The organism is Streptomyces sp. UW30, from assembly GCF_008042075.1.
Classification (GTDB): Bacteria; Actinomycetota; Actinomycetes; order Streptomycetales; family Streptomycetaceae; genus Streptomyces.
On sequence record NZ_RDBN01000021.1, the window covers coordinates 574,018 to 592,893 of the forward strand.

Annotated in this window: 19 protein-coding genes; 13 read left to right on the top strand and 6 right to left on the bottom strand. The window is 71.1% G+C overall.

Annotated features, from left to right (window positions below; genetic code table 11):
* The first annotated feature begins 50 nt into the window (after positions 1 to 50).
* The 3 genes from rimI to EAO75_RS47245 are packed head-to-tail and all read left to right on the top strand — an operon-like array spanning position 51 to position 1,880.
* Entirely contained in the window at positions 51 to 524 is a 474-nt protein-coding gene (rimI, locus tag EAO75_RS13140; RefSeq protein WP_147995276.1) for a ribosomal protein S18-alanine N-acetyltransferase, read from the top strand.
* Entirely contained in the window at positions 517 to 1,623 is a 1,107-nt protein-coding gene (tsaD, locus tag EAO75_RS13145; protein ID WP_147995193.1) for a tRNA (adenosine(37)-N6)-threonylcarbamoyltransferase complex transferase subunit TsaD, read from the top strand. Before rimI ends, tsaD begins: the two co-directional genes overlap by 8 nt.
* The gene (locus EAO75_RS47245) at positions 1,620 to 1,880 is read left to right on the top strand and encodes a hypothetical protein (RefSeq protein WP_147995194.1); all 261 of its coding nucleotides are present in this window, start codon (positions 1,620 to 1,622) and stop codon (positions 1,878 to 1,880) included. The genes tsaD and EAO75_RS47245 overlap by 4 nt, the downstream gene beginning before the upstream one ends.
* On the opposite strand, the gene EAO75_RS13155 is transcribed toward EAO75_RS47245, so the two are convergent.
* Complete coding sequence (locus EAO75_RS13155) at positions 1,781 to 4,210, bottom strand: glycoside hydrolase family 3 N-terminal domain-containing protein (RefSeq protein WP_147995195.1); 2,430 nt, start codon at positions 4,208 to 4,210, stop codon at positions 1,781 to 1,783. The genes EAO75_RS47245 and EAO75_RS13155 overlap by 100 nt on opposite strands.
* Positions 4,211 to 4,365: 155 nt before the next feature.
* On the opposite strand from EAO75_RS13155, the gene EAO75_RS13160 reads away from it, so the two are divergent.
* From EAO75_RS13160 to EAO75_RS13175, 4 genes are all read left to right on the top strand, one after another.
* A complete protein-coding gene (locus EAO75_RS13160; protein ID WP_147995196.1) occupies positions 4,366 to 5,451 on the top strand; it encodes a LacI family DNA-binding transcriptional regulator in 1,086 nt (361 codons plus the stop codon).
* 217 nt (positions 5,452 to 5,668) lie between these two features.
* On the top strand, positions 5,669 to 6,655 hold the full coding sequence (locus tag EAO75_RS13165; RefSeq protein ID WP_261989257.1) for an LCP family protein: 987 nt from the start codon (positions 5,669 to 5,671) through the stop codon (positions 6,653 to 6,655).
* 143 nt (positions 6,656 to 6,798) lie between these two features.
* Positions 6,799 to 7,155, top strand: coding sequence for a YciI family protein (locus EAO75_RS13170; RefSeq protein WP_147995198.1), 357 nt, complete (start codon positions 6,799 to 6,801; stop codon positions 7,153 to 7,155).
* A gap of 46 nt (positions 7,156 to 7,201) precedes the next feature.
* On the top strand, positions 7,202 to 8,491 hold the full coding sequence (locus tag EAO75_RS13175) for an RNA polymerase sigma factor (protein WP_147995199.1): 1,290 nt from the start codon (positions 7,202 to 7,204) through the stop codon (positions 8,489 to 8,491).
* On the opposite strand, the gene EAO75_RS13180 is transcribed toward EAO75_RS13175, so the two are convergent.
* Positions 8,492 to 9,664, bottom strand: coding sequence for a class I SAM-dependent methyltransferase (locus EAO75_RS13180; RefSeq protein WP_147995200.1), 1,173 nt, complete (start codon positions 9,662 to 9,664; stop codon positions 8,492 to 8,494).
* A 131-nt stretch (positions 9,665 to 9,795) separates the two neighbouring features.
* Between EAO75_RS13180 and EAO75_RS13185 the strand changes: the two genes are divergently transcribed.
* The 4 genes from EAO75_RS13185 to groL all read left to right on the top strand — a co-directional run bounded on the left by EAO75_RS13185 (position 9,796) and on the right by groL (position 13,885).
* Positions 9,796 to 10,815 (top strand): polysaccharide deacetylase family protein, encoded by a 1,020-nt coding sequence (locus EAO75_RS13185; RefSeq protein WP_147995201.1) that lies wholly within the window; start codon positions 9,796 to 9,798, stop codon positions 10,813 to 10,815.
* Positions 10,812 to 11,636, top strand: coding sequence for a polysaccharide deacetylase family protein (locus EAO75_RS13190; protein WP_147995202.1), 825 nt, complete (start codon positions 10,812 to 10,814; stop codon positions 11,634 to 11,636). The genes EAO75_RS13185 and EAO75_RS13190 overlap by 4 nt, the downstream gene beginning before the upstream one ends.
* Positions 11,637 to 11,838: 202 nt before the next feature.
* Complete coding sequence (groES, locus tag EAO75_RS13195) at positions 11,839 to 12,147, top strand: co-chaperone GroES (protein ID WP_003998759.1); 309 nt, start codon at positions 11,839 to 11,841, stop codon at positions 12,145 to 12,147.
* Positions 12,148 to 12,262: 115 nt separating this feature from the next.
* Positions 12,263 to 13,885: a chaperonin GroEL gene (groL, locus tag EAO75_RS13200; RefSeq protein WP_147995203.1), complete on the top strand. Its 1,623-nt coding sequence runs from the start codon at positions 12,263 to 12,265 to the stop codon at positions 13,883 to 13,885.
* Positions 13,886 to 13,963: 78 nt separating this feature from the next.
* On the opposite strand, the gene EAO75_RS13205 is transcribed toward groL, so the two are convergent.
* The 3 genes from EAO75_RS13205 to EAO75_RS13215 all read right to left on the bottom strand — a co-directional run bounded on the left by EAO75_RS13205 (position 13,964) and on the right by EAO75_RS13215 (position 16,388).
* Positions 13,964 to 14,656 (bottom strand): ester cyclase, encoded by a 693-nt coding sequence (locus tag EAO75_RS13205; RefSeq protein ID WP_147995204.1) that lies wholly within the window; start codon positions 14,654 to 14,656, stop codon positions 13,964 to 13,966.
* 132 nt (positions 14,657 to 14,788) lie between these two features.
* Entirely contained in the window at positions 14,789 to 15,562 is a 774-nt protein-coding gene (locus tag EAO75_RS13210) for an SDR family NAD(P)-dependent oxidoreductase (RefSeq protein ID WP_147995205.1), read from the bottom strand.
* 157 nt (positions 15,563 to 15,719) lie between these two features.
* Entirely contained in the window at positions 15,720 to 16,388 is a 669-nt protein-coding gene (locus EAO75_RS13215; RefSeq protein ID WP_147995206.1) for an MOSC domain-containing protein, read from the bottom strand.
* Between the two features lie 81 nt (positions 16,389 to 16,469).
* Here EAO75_RS13215 and EAO75_RS13220 point away from each other — a divergent pair, with 81 nt between their 5' ends.
* Positions 16,470 to 17,366, top strand: coding sequence for a LysR family transcriptional regulator (locus tag EAO75_RS13220; RefSeq protein ID WP_147995207.1), 897 nt, complete (start codon positions 16,470 to 16,472; stop codon positions 17,364 to 17,366).
* A gap of 57 nt (positions 17,367 to 17,423) precedes the next feature.
* Here EAO75_RS13220 and EAO75_RS13225 read toward each other — a convergent pair whose 3' ends face one another.
* Positions 17,424 to 17,753 (bottom strand): WhiB family transcriptional regulator, encoded by a 330-nt coding sequence (locus EAO75_RS13225; RefSeq protein ID WP_147995208.1) that lies wholly within the window; start codon positions 17,751 to 17,753, stop codon positions 17,424 to 17,426.
* 381 nt (positions 17,754 to 18,134) lie between these two features.
* Here EAO75_RS13225 and EAO75_RS13230 point away from each other — a divergent pair, with 381 nt between their 5' ends.
* Entirely contained in the window at positions 18,135 to 18,746 is a 612-nt protein-coding gene (locus tag EAO75_RS13230; protein ID WP_003948568.1) for a response regulator transcription factor, read from the top strand.
* The last annotated feature ends 130 nt before the right edge of the window (positions 18,747 to 18,876 follow it).

An 18,876-nucleotide genomic window follows, 5' to 3' on the forward strand; every position in this document is an offset into this window, starting at 1 on the left:
CCGAACCCGTGACTCCTTCCGCCGCTCCCGGCGGTCCCCCGCTGCGCGAGATGCGCTGGTGGGACATCGACTCCGTGCTGGAGCTGGAGAAGGCCCTCTTCCCCGAGGACGCCTGGTCCCGGGGCATGTTCTGGTCCGAGCTGGCCCATGCGCGCGGACCCGAGGCCACGCGGCGCTATGTCGTCGCCGAGGGACCCGACCGGGTCGTGGGCTACGCCGGCCTCGCCTCCGCCGGGGACCTCGCCGACATCCAGACCATCGCCGTCGCCCGGGACCACTGGGGCACCGGGCTCGGCGGGCGTCTGCTCACCGAACTGCTGCGCGCCGCGTCCGACTTCGAGTGCGCCGAAGTGATGCTGGAGTGCCGTGTCGACAACGTCCGCGCGCAGAAGCTGTACGAGCGCTTCGGCTTCGAGGCCATCGGCTTTCGGCGCGGCTACTACCAGCCGGGGAACGTGGACGCCCTGGTGATGCGACTGACCGCCCCTGAAAACTCCGTACAAGGAACCGAGATCAATGGCTGACTCGCGTGACGTTCCCCTCGTCCTCGGTATCGAGACCTCCTGTGACGAGACCGGCGTCGGCATCGTCCGCGGCACCACTCTGCTCGCCGACGCCGTCGCCTCCAGTGTCGACGAGCACGCCCGCTTCGGCGGCGTGGTGCCGGAGGTCGCCTCCCGGGCGCACCTGGAGGCGATGGTCCCGACCATCGACCGTGCGCTGAAGGAGGCGGGCGTGAGCGCCCGTGACCTGGACGGCATCGCGGTGACGGCCGGTCCGGGACTGGCGGGCGCGCTGCTGGTCGGTGTGTCGGCGGCGAAGGCGTACGCCTACGCGCTGGGCAAGCCGCTCTACGGCGTCAACCACCTCGCCTCCCACATCTGCGTGGACCAGCTGGAGCACGGCGCGCTGCCGGAGCCGACGATGGCGCTGCTGGTGTCCGGCGGCCACTCGTCGCTCCTGCTGTCGACCGACATCACCTCGGACGTACGGCCGCTCGGCGCGACCATCGACGACGCGGCCGGCGAGGCCTTCGACAAGATCGCCCGGGTGCTCAACCTCGGCTTCCCCGGCGGGCCGGTCATCGACCGCTACGCCCGCGAGGGCGACCCGAACGCCATCGCCTTCCCGCGCGGCCTGACCGGCCCGCGCGATGCGGCGTACGACTTCTCCTTCTCCGGCCTCAAGACGTCGGTCGCCCGCTGGATCGAGGCCAAGCGGGCGGCGGGGGAGGAGGTGCCGGTGCGTGACGTGTCGGCCTCCTTCCAGGAGGCGGTCGTCGACGTGCTGACCCGCAAGGCCGTACGGGCCTGCAAGGACGAGGGCGTCGACCACCTGATGATCGGCGGCGGCGTGGCCGCCAACTCCCGGCTGCGGGCACTGGCGCAGCAGCGGTGCGAGGCGGCCGGCATTCAACTCCGGGTGCCACGGCCGAAGTTGTGCACGGACAACGGCGCGATGGTGGCGGCGCTGGGCGCGGAGATGGTGGCACGCAACCGGCCCACGTCCAGCTGGGACCTGTCGGCGGACTCCTCACTCCCGGTGACGGAACCTCATGTACCGGGCACCGCCCACTCGCACGACCATGTGCACGAGGTCAGCAAGGAGAACCTGTACTCGTGACGGTTGCGTTGATGTGGGAGGCGCGGGCGGCTTCGGGGCGGGGGGAGGAGCTGCTCGCGTGGGCCCGGGCCCAGGAGCCCGCCGTACGGCCGGTGCGGCGGGAGACGTTTCGGGCGGCGGGGGATCGGGTGTTGGTTGTTACCTGGTGGGACGCGCCCTACGATGCCGAGCTTCCCGAACTGCCCGAGCCGGATGCGGAGTTGGTGGCCCGGGCTGTGCATCGGTGGCGGTTCGAGTCCGTGGGGCTCGAATCCTGATCCACTGGTGGGGCCGGCGCCGACACTCCCACCTCGCACAGCACCTTCCGGTCGGACCCCACCTCCCGTATCGCACCGTTGAGCGTCACCCGCGCCGTATGCCGCACGTCCGCACTGGACGCCCCCAGCCGTAGCTCCAGCACCCCCGGCTCGACCACTCTGCGCCCCGAGCGGTCCGTGAAGGACGACAGATCGGTGTGGAAGCGGAAGGTCATCCGGCCGGCCTCCCCCGCCTCCAGCTCCACCCGCCGATACCCGATCAACCGCACATCCGGCCGCGTGACCGACGCCACCGGATCGTGCAGGTACAGCTGGACGACCTCCGTGCCGGCCCGGTCCCCCGTGTTGCGGACGGTGAGCGAGAGGTCGTACGTGCCGTCCGTCGGGATCTCCGAGGCCGTGCCCTGGAAGTCCTCCCACGCGAACGACGTGTACGACCGCCCGTGCCCGAACGCGTACAACGGCGTCGGATCCAGATTGCTGACCTCTCCCGCCAGCCCCAACGGCGGCTGGAGATACGTCCACGGCTGGCCACCCGGCTCCCGGGGCACACTCACCGGCAACCGGCCCGACGGATTCACCCGTCCGGACAGCACGCCGGCCACCGCCGGGCCGCCCTCCTCCCCCGGGAAGAAGGCCTGGACGACCGCCCCCAGCCGGCCCTCCCAGCGGCCCAGCGCATACGGACGGCCCGTCAGCAGGACCAGCACCACCGGGACGCCCGTCGCCACCAGAGCGTCCAGCAGCTCGGCCTGTACCCCGGGCAGCCGCAGGTCCGTCGCATCGCAGCCCTCGCCCGACGTCCCCCGTCCGAACAGCCCCGCCCGATCGCCCAGCACCGCCAGGCACACGTCCGCCTCCGACGCCCGGGCCACCGCCTCCTCGAAGCCGGTCGGATCCGGATCGGACACGCCGCAGCCTTCGGCGAACGTCACCTTGGCGTCCGGGAGTTCGGCGCGGAGAGACTCCAGGACCGTCGGGATCTCGATGCCCATCGGTACCTCGGGGTGGTGCGTGAGGACGTGGGAGGGGAAGGAGTAGCAGCCCAGCATCGCCAGGGCGTCCGCGGCGCGCGGGCCCACCACCGCGACCCGGGCGTCCGGGGGGAGCGGCAACACCCCGTCCGGGTTGTCCAGCAGGACCACCGACTCCTCGGCCACCCGGCGGGCCAGCGCCCGGTTCGCGGGGGAGTCCAGGTCGAGGTGTGACGCGCGCGGCTCCGGGGTCCAGTCCTCGTCCAGGAGGCCCAACTCGCACTTCTGGAGCAGGACGCGGCGAGCGGCGCGGTCCACCAGTTCCTCCGGCACCTCGCCCGCCCGCACCGCCTCCACCAGCGGCTTCCCGTAGCACTTCAGCGTGGGCAGCTCCACGTCGATCCCCGCCGCCAGCGCCACGTGTGCCGCCTGCGCCGGGGTGCCCGCCACCCGGTGCAGGGTCTGAAGGAAGCCGATGCCGAAGTAGTCGGCGACCACTGTGCCCGTGAAGTCCCATTGCTCGCGCAGGAGTTCGGTCAGCAGCGCCCGGTCCGCCGACGCGGGCACCCCGTCCGTCTCGTTGTACGCCGCCATCACCGACCGCGCCCCACCCTCGCGCAGCGCCATCTCGAAGGGTGGGAGGGTGATGTCCGCGAACTCCCGGACGCCTGCCCGTACCGGTGCCAGGTTCCGTGCGCCCGCCGACGACGCGTACCCGGCGAAGTGCTTGAGCGTCGCGATGACGCCGGCCGACTCCAGGCCCCGGACGTACGCCGTGCCGATCGTGCCGGTCAGGTACGGGTCCTCGCCGATCGTCTCCTCGACCCGGCCCCAGCGCGGATCGCGTACGACGTCCAGGACCGGCGCCAGACCCTGGTGGACACCGGCCGAGCGCAGGTCCTCGCCGATGCGCCGGGCCATCTCCTCGATGAGCGGGGGGTCGAAGGTGGCTCCCCACGCCAGCGGTACCGGGTATGCCGTGGCCCGCCAGGCCGTGAAGCCCGCCAGGCACTCCTCGTGCGCGACCGCGGGGATGCCGAAGCGGCCGGCGGCTGCGATGCGGCGCTGGGCGCGGGCCAGGGCCTGCGCGCCCAGCGCCGGGTCGACGGGGGCCGTGCCGAAGGAGCGGGTGAGCTGGCCGAGGCCCTGGGTGATCAGTTCGGCCCAGTCGTAGTCGGCGGTCATGTCGTGCTGGTGCGGGGCAACTCCCTCGGCCCGTGCCTCGCCGTCCGTGGCGGCGCCCACCCACACGCCGTACAGCTGGGCGGTCTTCTCCTGCAGGGTCATCCGGGAGAGGAGGTCGTCGACGCGAGCGGCGGCGGGCAGGGCGGGGTCGCGCCAGGGGGCGGTGGTCATGAAACTCCTGTCCGGGCGATGGCTGGAAACCCCTGTCGGGGCGGCCGCGGGATGAGCCTCTCGCGAATGTTTCGTTATTCACCTCGAATGTTCCGGGAACCTAGGCGCGGTGAGAAGGGTTCGTCAAGAGGTCGCGCAGGGATACGATCGCCGCCATGACACCCTCGGAGCCCGCCGAAAGCCGGACCACAACGCGTGAAACCCGGACGACACCACCGTCGACCGGCCGGTCCACCCAGACCGCGACGCTCGCCGAGATCGCCCGCGAGGCCGGCGTGTCCGCGCCGACTGTTTCGAAGGTCCTCAACGGACGCGCCGACGTCGCCCCGGCCACCCGCGCCCGCGTCGAGGAACTCCTGCGCGCCCACGGCTATCGCCGACGGCGGGCCGAGGCGAGCCGTTCGCCCCTGATCGACCTGGTCTTCCACGAGTTGGAGAGCGCCTGGGCGATGGAGGTCATCCGGGGCGTGGAGAACGTCGCCCGCGACGCCGGGCTGAGTGTCGTGCTGAGCGAGAGCGCGGGGCGGCTCACCCCGGGCCGCACCTGGGCCGACCAGGTCGCCGCCCGCCGCCCGCACGGCGTGATCCTCGTCCTCTCCGGCCTCGACGAGTCCCAGCGCGCCCTGCTCACCAGCCGGTCGATCCCGTTCGTGGTGATGGACCCGGCCGGCGACCCGGGCGCCGACGTGCCGTCCATCGGGGCCACCAACTGGCAGGGCGGCCTCGCCGCCACCCGGCATCTGGTCGAGCTCGGGCACCGCAGGATCGGCGCGATCACCGGGCCGTCCCGCATGATGTGCAGCCGCGCCCGCGTCGACGGCTACCGCGCCGCCCTGGAGACGGCCGGGCTCCCCGTCGACCAGGACCTCATCCGGCCCGGCGACTTCCACCACGAGACCGGTTACCGCCAGGGCCTTGAGCTGCTGCGCCGCCCGGACCGGCCGACCGCCGTCTTCGCCGGCAACGACCTCCAGGCGCTCGGACTGTACGAGGCCGCGCGCGAGTTGGGGCTGCGCATCCCGGAGGACCTCAGCGTCGTCGGCTTCGACGATCTGCCCATCGCGCGCTGGGTGGGGCCGCCGCTGACGACCGTACGGCAGCCGCTGACGGAGATGGCGGAGGCGGCGGCGAAGCTGGTCCTCGACCTCGCGCGGGAGGAGGGGACGCCGGTGGCGACGCGGGTGGAGCTGGCCACCAGCCTGGTGGTGCGCAGCAGTACGGGGGCGCCCACGGCGGATTAGCGGCGAAGGCGGGGCGCTGCGAAGCCAATCGGTCGTCCAAGCGAAACTTTCGGGCCTTCACCGTCCGCCGGGAAGTCTGAGAATTTCCGAAGAAAAGCCGGTCTGCCGTCCCTGCCCGTAATAATTCGGACGTACGTTCCTGCCTGTGACGGGACTTGGCGCGAACGGGCGGGAAACGAACGGGGACGACGGTAGAGGACGGGGCCGGCGGTCGACCGTGCTCAAGGCCGCCGGCCTTCTCCTGGCGGGCACCCTGGCCCTGGCCGCCGCGGCCGCGGGCTGGGTCTACTGGCACCTCAACGACAACATCAAGAGCGTCGACATCGACAGCGCGCTCGGCGACAACCGGCCGATGAGCGGCATGACGACTCCGGCGCCGTCGGCCTCGGCCGTGCCCACGGGATCCCTCAACATCCTTGTCCTGGGCTCGGATTCGCGCAGCGGCGAGGAGAATCAGGAGCTCGGCGGCGGCAGCAGTGCCGGCGCCCGCTCGGACACGGCGATGGTGGTCCACATCGACGCCGGACGCACCGCGGCGACGGTCGTCAGCATCCCGCGCGACACCCTGGTCACCCGGCCGTCCTGCCCGCTGCCGTCGGGCGGTTCGACCGAGGTGGCGTACAACTCCATGTTCAACAGCGCGTACGCGGTCGGCGGCCCCGTCTGCGCCGTCAAGACCGTCGAGTCGATCACGAACATCCGCATGGACCACTACATCGAGATCGACTTCTCGGGCTTCGCGAAGCTGGTGGACGCGCTGGGCGGCGTCACGGTCACGACGGACGAGGACATCGACGACGAGGACAGCCACCTGACCCTGGCGGCGGGCACGCATCACCTGGACGGCGAACAGGCGTTGGCTCTGGCCCGCACCCGGCACGGCATAGGCGACGGCAGCGACCTCGGCCGCATCGGCCTCCAGCAGAAGCTGGTGAAGGCCCTTGTGGACCAGATCTCCGCCACCTCCCTCCTCACCGACCCGGCCCGGCTCTACCGGGTCGCCGACGCGATGACGGCCGGCCTGACCACCGACACCGGCCTGGACTCCCTGACCGAGCTGACGAGCCTCGGCCGCAGCCTGAGCGGCCTGTCCTCGGACGCGGTGCGGACGGTGACGATGCCGGTCGTCCCGGCGCCGTCGGACCGCAACCGGGTGGTGGCCCGGGAGCCGGAGGCGGGGGAGCTGTGGGAGTCGCTGCGGTGAGGGGAGGCGGGGGCGGTGAGAAGGAATCCTCGAAGAAAAAAGAATCCTCGAAGAAATCCGGGGAGCGTGTCGATCGGGCGGTCCGCCGTTCGACGCAGGGGTGAGAGGCCGGGAAGGACCCGGCCCCGCACCGAGGAGCCACCATGCCCCGCTACCTGTCGCTCGTGAAGGTCGACGAGTCCACCGCCCCCGCCGAGGGCCCGAGCCCCGAGATGATGCAGCGGATGGGCGAGCTGCTGGAAGAGATCACCAAGGCCGGCGTCATGCTCGACACGGCCGGACTGACGCCGTCCGCGCAGGGCAGCCGCGTGCACTGGGAGGGCGGCAGCATCTCCGTCACCGACGGGCCCTTCACCGAGTCCAAGGAGGTCATCGGCGGTTACGCGCTCATGCAGTGCAAGGACATGGCCGAGGCCCTGGAGTGGACCAAGCGGTTCGTCAAGGTGCACGGCGAGGAGTGGACGGTGACCTGCGAGGTGCGGGAGATCGCCGAGGGCTGAGCCGGTTCCTTGGCTCCGTAGCCGTACGGGTGTCTGATGGTGGGCTGTGGAATCACAGCCCCAGCCCACCGCAGCCACCGGCCGTGCCCCCGCCGACCCGGCCGCGACCGTCGAGACCGTCTTCCGCATCGAGTCCCCGCGCGTCATCGCCGCCGTCACCCGCATAGTCCGCGACGTCGGCATCGCCGAGGAACTCGCGCAGGACGCGCTGGTCGCCGCGCTGGAGCAGTGGCCGCGCGACGGCGTGCCGGACAACCCCGGCGCCTGGCTGACGGCCGCCGCCAAGCACCGCGCCGTGGACCTGATCCGCCGCCGCGAGAACTACGCCCGCAAGCTCGCCGAGATCGGCCGCACCCTGGAGACGACGGCACCTCCCGAGGAGCCCTCCGACCCCGACGACATCGACGACGACCTGCTCCGCCTCGTCTTCACCACCTGCCACCCGGTCCTGTCGCCGGAGGCCCGCATCGCCCTCACCCTGCGCCTCCTCGGCGGCCTGACCACCCCGGAGATCGCCAGAGCCTTCCTGGTCCCGGAACCCACGGTCGCCCAGCGCATCGTCCGCGCCAAGCGCACGCTCGCCACCAAGAACGTCGGCTTCGAGGTCCCGTACGGCCCCGACCGCGAGGCCCGCCTCGGCTCGGTCCTCGACGTCATCTACCTGATCTTCAACGAGGGGTACGCCGCCACGGCCGGCGACGACTGGCTGCGCCCGGCGCTGTGCGAGGACGCGCTGCGGCTGGCCCGTGTGCTGTCGGGGCTGATGCCGAAGGAGCCGGAGGTGCACGCCCTGACGTCGCTGCTGGAGTTCCAGGCGTCGCGGGCGGCGGCCCGCACCGGCCCGTCCGGCGAGCCGATCCTCCTCAAGGACCAGAACCGCCGCCGCTGGAACCGCATGCTCGTCGCCCGCGGCATCACGGCCCTGTCCCGCGCGGACGCCACGGCCACCGGCGCTCCCGGCCCGTACGCCCTCCAGGCGGCCATCGCGGCATGCCACGCGCACGCGTACTCGTACGAGGAGACCGACTGGCGGACCATCGCCACCCTCTACGGCCTCCTGGCCGCCCGATCCCCCTCCCCGGTGGTCGAGTTGAACCGTGCGGTCGCCGTGTCGATGGCCGACGGCCCGGAGCCTGCTCTGGAGATCGTCGACGCCATCGCCGCCGAACCGGCCCTGCGGGAGTACCACTTGCTGCCGAGCGTGCGCGGCGACCTGCTGCGGCGGCTCGGCCGTACGGCTCAGGCACGGGCGGAGTTCGAGCGCGCGGCGGCGCTCACGCGCAACGAGCGGGAGCGGGAGATGCTGCTGAAGCGGGCCGCCGGCGACGAGTCGTGACTACGCCGGCCGTCCGACCAGCATCGTCGGCGCCCCCGCCACCCGGGTCAGGAACACAGTCGCCGAGTTCGGCCCCTGCGGTTTGACCTTCTTGCGCAGTTCCTCCGGCTCGACCGCGGAGCCGCGCTTCTTGACGGTGAGGACGCCCACCCCTCGATCCCGCAGCAGCGCCTTCAACTTCTTTACGTTGAAGGGAAGTTGGTCGGTGATCTCGTACGCCGTCGCATACGGCGTCGGCCGCAGTTCGTCCGCCGTGATGTACGCGATGGTCGCGTCGACCAGTCCGCCGTCCAGCTCGTCGGCGACGTCGGCGACCAGATGGGCGCGGATGACGGCGCCGTCGGGCTCGTACAAGTACCGTCCGACGGGCCGGACTTCGGGGTCGGGGAGGCCGCGGGCGAGCAGCGAGCGCGGGCCCGGCAGCAGGGTGGCGCGCACCGCCCCGGGGTCGGTGCCGAACCACAGCACCGCCTCCTTCACATCTCCGCCGTCCGAGATCCACTCGGCCTCGGCGTCGTCGGGGATCGCCTCGTGGGGGATGCCGGGCGCGATCTTCAGTGCGGCGCGCGGCGCCCTGCGTGCCGCCTCGACGGCCCAGGACAGGGGCGGCGAGTACGCCTCGGGGTCGAAGATCCTCCCGCGGCCCCCGCGCCGCGCCGGATCGACGAACACGGCGTCAAAGCCGGTGGTGTCCACCTCGGTGACGTCCGCCTCGCGCACCTCGACCAGGTCCCCGAGCCCCAGCGCCGCCATGTTCGCCCGTGCCGCCGCCGCCGTCACCGGATCCCGGTCCACCGCCAGCACCCGGATCCCGGCCCGCGCCCACGCGATGGCGTCGCCCCCGATCCCGCAGCACAGGTCGGCGACCGAGCCGATGCCCAGCTCCTTCATCCGTCCGGCCCGGTACGCCGCCACGCTCGCGCGCGTCGACTGCTCGACCCCGTTCGGCGTGAAGAACATCCGGCCCGCGTCCGCCGCCCCGAACTTCGCCACCGCCCGCTGCCGCAGCCGCGCCTGCCCGAGCGCCGCCGACACAAGCTCGGCGGGGTGCTCGCGGCGCAGCCTGGTGGCGACGGCGAGTTCGTCGGCGGGGTCGGTGTCGCGGACGGTGTCGAGGAGGGCGCGGCCCTCGGGGGTGAGGAGGGAGTCGAAGGAGGCGAGGTGGTCGTTCACCGGGTCATTGTCGGCCAGGCGGCGTACCGCCCGCGCATCGCCGGTTCGCTGTGGGCCAGTCGGTGGATGGTCCGCCGCCTGCGGCGGTGTCGGCCCGGCTTCGGGGCGGGCGCCTGCCAGGATCCGGCTCCATGCGACTAGTAGTACAAAATGACAAAAGGCTCCGAAAAGGGATCGCCGCAGGTCGTCGTCGTGGGGCCAGGGCGGCGAAGGCGGCCCGGCGTGCACGTGTCCGGGGAGTCGTCGCCGTGCTCGCCGTCGCCGCCATCGCGTCCGGCTGCGCGCAGGGCGGCGGCGTGGGCGGTGGACGTGGCAGCGGGATCGAGGCCCCGGACGCCACCGCCGGCCGGGGGCAACCGCACAAGGCGCCGCCCCCGGCCGCGACATCGACCCCGCACCCCAAGAAGTTCCGGTCCGCCCGGTCCGCGCACGCCGCCCGTGTCGCCGCCGCCAGACGCTGGCGCCTGGAACGAGTCCCGCTCACGCCCCCGGCGCCCCCGGCCAAGAAGCCGGAGATCACCACCCGTGACGGCTTCGAGGTCGACGGGCACGAGGAGCTCGGCCTCCCGCCGGTCTTCACGACCGTCCCGACCACAGAGCGGGTCGTCTTCCTCACCATCGACGACGGCGCCGAGAAGGACCCGGTTTTCCTGCGGATGATGAGCGATCTGAAGGTGCCGTACACCGCCTTCCTCAGCGACTACCTGATCGAGGACGACTACGGCTACTTCAGGAAAATGCAGCGCAGGGGCGTGGTCCTGAACAACCACACCCTCCACCACCTCTACCTGCCGTCCCTTTCCTATCGCCGTCAGCAGCACGAGATCTGCAGCATGCAGGACGTCATCGAGGAGCGCTACGGCAAGCGCCCGCTGCTCTTCCGACCGCCCTTCGGCAACTACAACCGCAACACGCTGCGCGCGGCGAAGTCCTGCGGCGTCAGGTACGTCCCCCTGTGGAACGAGGAGGTGTTCGTCGACCACTGGGAGTACCGCGAGTGGGACCGGAAGATCCGTCCGGGTGACATCGTGCTCAGTCATTTCCGGGGCCGGGAGGACTGGAAGGGCACAATGCCCGACATGATCCGCCGGTTCCTGAACAAGGTGACGGCCGAGGGATACGCGGTGGCCCGGCTGGAGGACTACCTGTGAGGTCGGTCTCCGGGGCGCGGGCCCTCGCCGCCCTGGTCCTGACGTCCGCCCTGCTCGCCGGCTGCGCCGGGTCGGCCGGTCCTGCCGACCCGCGCGGAGAACCCGGCGAGCGGGCGGCACGGTCGGCGAAGAACCCGGCGCACACGGCCCAGCCGTACCGCCGCTGGGGCCTGAGCGCCCCGCTGCCCGCGCCGCCGCCCCCGCCCGCCCGGCGGCTCCCGCACCCGGCCGGCGACGCGCTGCCCGTCGTGCACCGCGTCCGCACCCGCGACAAGGTCGTCTTCCTCACCTACGACGACGGTGCCGAGAAGGACCCCCGCTTCGTCGACATGGTCCGCGAACTGCGGCTGCCCGTCAGCATGTTCCTCACCGACAGCGTGGTCGGCCCGGGCTACGGCCACTTCGCCCGCCTGCGCTCGGTCGGCGCGTCGATCCAGAACCACACCCTCGACCACGCCGCCCTGCGCGGTCTGCCGTACGCCGGCCAGCGTGCCGAGATCTGCGGCCAGCAGAACAAGCTCCGCGCCCGCTTCGGCATCCGCCCCCGCCTCTTCCGCCCGCCCTACGGCACGTACGACACCACCACACTGCGCGCGGCGGCCGACTGCGGAGTGACGGCGGTCGTGCTGTGGCGTGCGGCGCTGGAGGGTGACGGCGAACTGACGTACGCGCACGGCCCCGAACGGCTGCGGGCCGGCGACATCGTGTCGGTCCCTTCGGGTGAGCCGGCCGGCCTGTCCCTGCGGGAGCGCACGACGAGGCTGCTGCGGGAGGTCCGGCAGCGGGGGCTGACGGTGGGCCGCCTGGAGGACTACCTGTAGGCCATACAGCCCGGGTCCCGCCGACGTGATTGGCACTCCGCTTGACCGAGTGCTAATCGCGGTCATAGTCTCAGGTCTGGCACTCCCCACTGGAGAGTGCCAACAACGCGACGGGCAGGTCCGGCACCCGCGACGACGGATCCACCTGGTCGCCACCTCAGACAGTTAACCCCGTGAGATCTCCGAAGGGGGAGGTCGGATCGTGACGACCACCAGCTCCAAGGTTGCCATCAAGCCGCTTGAGGACCGCATTGTGGTCCAGCCGCTCGACGCCGAGCAGACCACCGCCTCTGGCCTGGTCATCCCGGACACCGCCAAGGAGAAGCCCCAGGAGGGCGTCGTCCTGGCCGTGGGCCCGGGCCGCTTCGAGAACGGCGAGCGTCTCCCGCTCGACGTCAAGACCGGCGACATCGTGCTGTACAGCAAGTACGGCGGCACCGAGGTGAAGTACAACGGCGAGGAGTACCTCGTCCTCTCGGCTCGCGACGTGCTCGCGATCATCGAGAAGTAGTTCACCCGAAGCATCTGCTTTGAGCTGCGCCCCTGGCCCCCGCGACCTTATGAAGCCGGGCGTCAGGGGCGCGGTTCGTTTCACCCACGTTTTCCGAGAGGGCTGAACCGCTCCCATGGCGAAGATCCTGAAGTTCGACGAGGACGCCCGTCGCGCCCTCGAGCGCGGCGTCAACAAGCTGGCCGACACGGTCAAGGTGACGATCGGCCCCAAGGGCCGCAACGTCGTCATCGACAAGAAGTTCGGCGCGCCCACCATCACCAACGACGGTGTCACGATCGCCCGTGAGGTCGAGATCGAGGACCCGTACGAGAACCTCGGCGCCCAGCTGGTGAAGGAGGTGGCGACCAAGACCAACGACATCGCTGGTGACGGCACCACCACCGCCACCGTGCTGGCCCAGGCGCTCGTGCGCGAGGGCCTGCGCAACGTCGCCGCGGGTGCTTCCCCGGCTGCCCTGAAGAAGGGCATCGACGCCGCGGTCAAGGCCATCTCCGACGAGCTCCTCGCGACCGCGCGCCCGATCGACGAGAAGTCCGACATCGCGGCCGTCGCCGGTCTGTCCGCCCAGGACAGCCAGGTCGGCGAGCTCATCGCCGAGGCGATGGACAAGGTCGGCAAGGACGGTGTCATCACCGTCGAGGAGTCCAACACCTTCGGTCTGGAGCTGGACTTCACCGAGGGCATGGCCTTCGACAAGGGCTACCTGTCGCCGTACTTCGTGACGGACCAGGAGCGCATGGAGGCCGTCCTGGAGGACCCCTACATCCTCATCAACCAGGGCAAGATCTCCTCCATCCAGGACCTGCTGCCGCTGCTCGAGAAGGTCATCCAGTCGGGTGCCTCCAAGCCGCTGCTGATCATCGCCGAGGACGTCGACGGCGAGGCCCTGTCGACCCTGGTCGTCAACAAGATCCGCGGCACCTTCAACGCGGTCGCGGTCAAGGCCCCCGGCTTCGGTGACCGCCGCAAGGCGATGCTGCAGGACCTCGCGGTCCTCACCGGCGCCACGGTCATCTCCGAGGAGGTCGGCCTCAAGCTCGACCAGGCCGACCTGGACGTGCTGGGCAGCGCCCGCCGCGTCACCGTCACCAAGGACGACACCACGGTCGTCGACGGCGCCGGCGACTCCGCGGACGTCACGGGCCGCGTCGCCCAGATCAAGGCCGAGATCGAGAACACCGACTCCGACTGGGACCGCGAGAAGCTCCAGGAGCGCCTCGCGAAGCTGGCCGGCGGCGTGTGCGTGATCAAGGTCGGCGCCGCCACCGAGGTGGAGCTGAAGGAGAAGAAGCACCGTCTGGAGGACGCCATCTCCGCGACCCGCGCCGCGGTCGAGGAGGGCATCGTCTCCGGTGGTGGCTCCGCGCTGGTCCACGCCGCGAAGGTGCTCGAAGGCGGTCTGGGCAAGACCGGCGACGAGGCCACCGGTGTCGCCGTCGTCCGCCGCGCGGTCGTCGAGCCGCTGCGCTGGATCGCCGAGAACGCCGGCCTGGAGGGCTACGTCATCACCTCCAAGGTCGCCGAGCTCGACAAGGGCCAGGGCTTCAACGCCGCGACCGGCGAGTACGGCGACCTGGTCAAGGCCGGCGTCATCGACCCGGTCAAGGTCACCCGCTCCGCCCTGGAGAACGCCGCCTCCATCGCCTCCCTCCTCCTGACGACCGAGACCCTGGTCGTCGAGAAGAAGGAAGAGGAAGAGCCGGCTGCCGCCGGTGGCCACGGCCACGCGCACTGAGCCCAGTCGCTCGAACGCTCGTAAAAGGCCCCGGTCCCGCACTCACGTGCGGGACCGGGGCCTTCCCCTTCGCGGGCTTCACCGACCGAGTACCCCCAGCTGCTCCAGCAGCCCGGCCCGGTCGTACAGCCAGTGGCTCTCGCAGATCCTGCCGTCCCGGAACCGTTGCCAGGTCACGCCCCGCATGGTCACGTCCTGCCCGGTCGGCGGGATCCCCAGGAAGTCACCCTTGTGCCGCGCCGTCCACATCCACCGAGTGCACACCTGGTCGTCCTGTGCCATCTGGTCGTCGATCCGGAAGGTGAAGTCGAACGCGGCCCGCCACCCCGCGTACTGCTCACGTATGCCGTCGACACCCTGCACGGGCTGCGGATACGACGGATCGTGATCCACGTAGTCGTCGGTGAGGTGCTCGCCGATGTCTTCCGGCGCCATCTTCCCCATGTTCTCGAAGAAGGCCCGCGCGGCCAGGACGTTCAGCTGCTCGTCCCGGACGACGTCCAGATCGGTGAACGTCGGCGTCTCGTCGCAGAGCGCGACCATCTCCCGGAAGATCCGATCGGTCTCGGGAAGGTTGGAGTTGCGCATCGCGTCCTCGTACGACGCGAACTCCACGATCTCGATGAAGTGCCCCGAGTCGGACCGGTCCTTGCCGATGATGTCGTGGGTCGCCGTCCGTTTCCCCTCGGTCTGCTCGACCCACCTGTCCATCAGCCGGTTCATCTCGTCGAAGCGGCTGGTCCTGCAATCGATGAGCTGCACGAAGGTCATGGCGCCGTCGCCTCCCGGTGGCGCTGGGTGCGGCCGAACACCACCATTGTCCTCGCCGCAGGAGCGGTGTGCCTGTCGAGTCGCGGAACACCGCCGCCATGCCGGTCCTCGTAGCGGCCCTGCGGCATCTGCCTACTGCGGCCCGTACTTCCGCCCCGTCCTCGAACTGACCGCCCCGAGCATCCCCCGAGGCAGCAGCTTCACCGCCCCCATCATCGCCTTGTACCGAGGGTCCGGAATCGACAGCGACTTCCCCCGTGCCAGATCGTTGAGCGCCGCCGCCACCAGCTTGTCCGCGTCCAGCCACATCCACCCCGGGATGTTGTCCGTCCCCATTCCGGCCCGCTCATGGAACTCGGTCCGCACGAACCCCGGGCACAGCGCCATCAGCCGCACCCCGCTCCCGGCCAGATCCCGCGCCGCCCCCTGCGTGAACTGCACGACCCACGCCTTGGACGCGCCGTACGTCCCCCGCGGCACGAAGGCCGCGACCGACGCGACGTTGACGACGCCGCCGCGCCCCCGCTCCCGCATCGCCTCCGCAGCCGCCGACGTCAGCCGCAGTACGGCCTCGCAGTGCACCTTGAGCATCGTCAGCTCGTCGGCCATGGAGACGTCGAGGTAGCGGCCCTTGTTGCCGAAGCCGGCGTTGTTGATCAGCAGGTCGACCGGGTTCCTGCGGTCGCCGAGGCGGGCGGCGACCGCCTCGATGCCGGTGGCCTCGGCGAGGTCGGCGGTCAGCACCTCCGCCTCGATGCCGTGCCGGTCGTGCAGCTCGGTCGCCTGCTCCCGCAGCCGCTTGGTGTCCCGGGCCACCAGGACGAGGTCGTGCCCGTCAGCGGCCAGCCGCCGTGCGAACGCGGCGCCGATACCCGCGGTCGATCCCGTAATCAATGCCGTTGTCATGGCCCAAGATTAGTGACCCGGACCGGGTGCATCCGTTTACTGCACAGGCCCTCCCGATCGGTGAAGCCCGGGCGAAGACCGCGGCCGTGAGAGCCCGCCGGCACTCGCCCTGCGCGCGTTCGCCGACCGGTGTCGCGACGCCGGCCATGACAGCTCGTCAGGACCCTTGCCGCTCCACGTACTTACGCGCGGCCTCCAGCGACTCCGAGTGCAGCGCCTCGCCCGCGGCGAGCAGTCGCGGCAGCAGCGTCCGGTCCGTGGTCACCGCGCGGAACTGAAGCGCCACCGTCACGTCATGGTCCGGCCGGTGAATGATCTCCATCGTGTCGCCCGCCCGGATCTCGCCCGGCTCGATCACCCTCAGATACGCGCCCGGCGCACCCTTCGCCGTGAACCGCTTCACCCACTGCTTCTCACCCACATGGCTCTGGAAGGTCCGGCACGGAATCCGGCCGGACGTCACCTCCACCACCACCTCGGACCCGATCCGCCAGCGCTCGCCGATCAGCGCGCCGGACACGTCCAGGCCCGACGTCGTGAGGTTCTCGCCGAAGCCGCCGTTCGCCAGCGGGCGCCCCAGTTCGCGCTCCCAGTCGTCGAGGTCCTCACGCGCCACCGCGTACACGGCCTGTTCGTCGCCGCCGTGGTAGCGCAGGCTGCACACCTCGTCCCCGGCCACGCCGCTGCCCGCGACCCCCTTGGGCCCGGGCGCCGCCACCCGCACCGGCCCCTCCACCGGCTGCTTGTCGATCCCGGTCACACCCTCCGGGTGATCCGTGTACGACACGTACTGCCGGCGGCCCAGGTTCACAGACAGAAGCTTCATAACGGCACATTAAGCGACCGGCAGTCAAAGCGTCCACGCACTATTCGGCACGGTATCCAAGGTTCGCTTATGCTCATACCTGTGATCGAGGCTCGTCATCTCCGTGTGCTGCGCGCCGTCGCCGCCACCGGTTCCTTCTCCGCGGCGGGGCGTGAACTGGGCTGCACCCAGCCCGCCGTCAGCCAGCAGATGAAGGCGCTGGAGTCGTCCGTGGGCACGCCCCTGCTGGTCCGCAGCGGACGCGAGATGCGCCTGACCCAGGCGGGGGAGGCCCTCGTCCGGCACGCCGCGGGGATCCTCGCGGGCCTCACCGCGGCCGAGGAGGAGGTCGCGGCGATCGCCGGACTGCGCGCCGGGCGCGTACGCCTCGTCTCCTTCCCCAGCGGCAGCTCCACCCTCGTCCCCACCGCCCTCGCCGCCCTGCGCGCCGCGCACCCCGGCACCCGCGTCTCCCTGGAGGAGGCCGAGCCGCCGAAGTCCGTCGAGTTGCTGCGCGAGGGCGACTGCGACGTGGCCCTCGCGTTCCGCTACGAGGGCGCGCCCCAGGAAGGGGAGTGGGACGACCTCGTCGTACGTCCCCTGCTGACGGACCGTCTCGTCGGCCTCGTACCGGAACGGCACCGGCTGGCGCGCTCGGGCTCCGTCGGCATCGGCGAACTCGCGGCCGAGCCCTGGATCGCCGGGTGCCCGCGCTGCCGAGGGCAGTTGATCGAGGTGTGCGAGAGCGCCGGGTTCACGCCCCGCATCGACTTCGCCACCGACGACTACCCGGCGGTCGTCGGCCTGGTGGGCGCAGGCCTCGGAGTGGCCGTCCTGCCTCAGCTGGCCGTGGAGTCGGTACGGCCACGAGGTGCGCGCATGCTGACGCTGGAACCGGCCGTCCGCCGGGAGATCGTCGCGCTCACGCTGAGCGACCTCGCGCAGGTGCCGGCCGTGGCCGCGACGCTGGAGCAGCTGACCTGGGCCGCCGCCCGTTAGCGAAGCGAACAGAAGGAAGGGCACGCCTGCGCGTGCCCCGGTTGCAGAAACGTTCCTTCAGGTGTTCGGACCGGTCTCACCACTGGTCGTCGATGCCGACACCAGCCGGTTGCGCGCCCGCCCCATGAGCTCTTCGCGCTCGTCCTCGGTCAAGCCGCCCCAGACGCCGTACGGCTCGCGCACCGCCAGCGCGTGCGCCGCGCACTGCGCGCGTACCGGGCACCTCATGCAGACCTCTTTGGCCGAGTTCTCTCGAGCGCTCCGAGCCGCACCGCGTTCGCCCTCCGGATGAAAGAAGAGCGAGCTGTCCACCCCGCGACATGCAGCCAGCAGCTGCCAGTCCCACAGGTCCGCGTTCGGTCCGGGAAGGCGGGAGAAATCTGCCATTGCGTGACCCCTTGTAGCCGTTCTGGGCGGATACGGTGTCTACGACCGTACATCTACGATCTAAGGAGATGAAAATATGACTCATTGCGAATCTAGCCCCAAACGCCAAGAAACGGGAAGAAAAAGGGCTGAATGGGGCATGGGTTGTGATGAAAGATTGAGGGTCCGTCGTGCATGTCTGCCCCGTGTCCGTCCCCTCACGTAGAGTGCCGAAGACGGCACATGCCCCCGTAACTCTTTCGAGTGACCGTCGTTGAGAGGGCGGAGGCGGTTGAAGGAACAAGCGCTCGGGCAAGCGTCCGAGACGGTCGACCGCACAGGTGACGATTTCGTACCAGCCTGGAGGCTCAAGGTGACGTGCATCAGCTGCGGAGGGCGGCCATGACATCCGTCCTCGTCTGCGACGACTCCCCGCTTGCCCGAGAGGCGCTCCGCCGCGCGGTCGCGACCGTGCCCGGCGTCGAGCGCGTGACGACGGCGGCCAACGGCGAGGAAGTCCTCCGCCGCTGGGGCGCCGACCGCTCGGACCTGATTCTGATGGACGTACGCATGCCCGGTCTGGGCGGCGTAGAGACCGTTCGGCGGCTGCTGTCCGCCGACCCCGGAGCGCGCATCATCATGCTCACCGTCGCCGAGGACCTGGACGGCGTGGCCCTCGCGGTCGCCGCCGGTGCGCGCGGCTATCTGCACAAGGACGCCTCGCGCGCCGAGTTGCGCGCCACGGTGACGCAGGCGCTGGCAGACCCGACCTGGCGTCTTGCCCCGCGTCGACTGCGCTCCGCCGAGATGGGTGCGGCGCCGACTCTCACCGCACGTGAGATCCAGGTGCTGGAAGGCATGAGTCACGGCCGCTCCAACGCCGAGATCGGTCGTGAGCTGTTTCTCTCGGAGGACACCGTCAAGACACATGCTCGGCGGCTGTTCAAGAAGCTCGGCGCCTCGGACCGCGCGCACGCGGTGGCGCTCGGCTTCCGGTGGGGCCTGGTTCGTTAGGCGCCCCACCGTGGGTGCCGCGTTGTGTCGTCCGGCGGCCGCGGGTTCGTCGTGGCTGGTCGCGCCCGCGCGGCGGTGCAGTCCCGCGCCCCTTCGGGGGCGCGGCTGCGGGGTCGGTCAACCGGTCCTT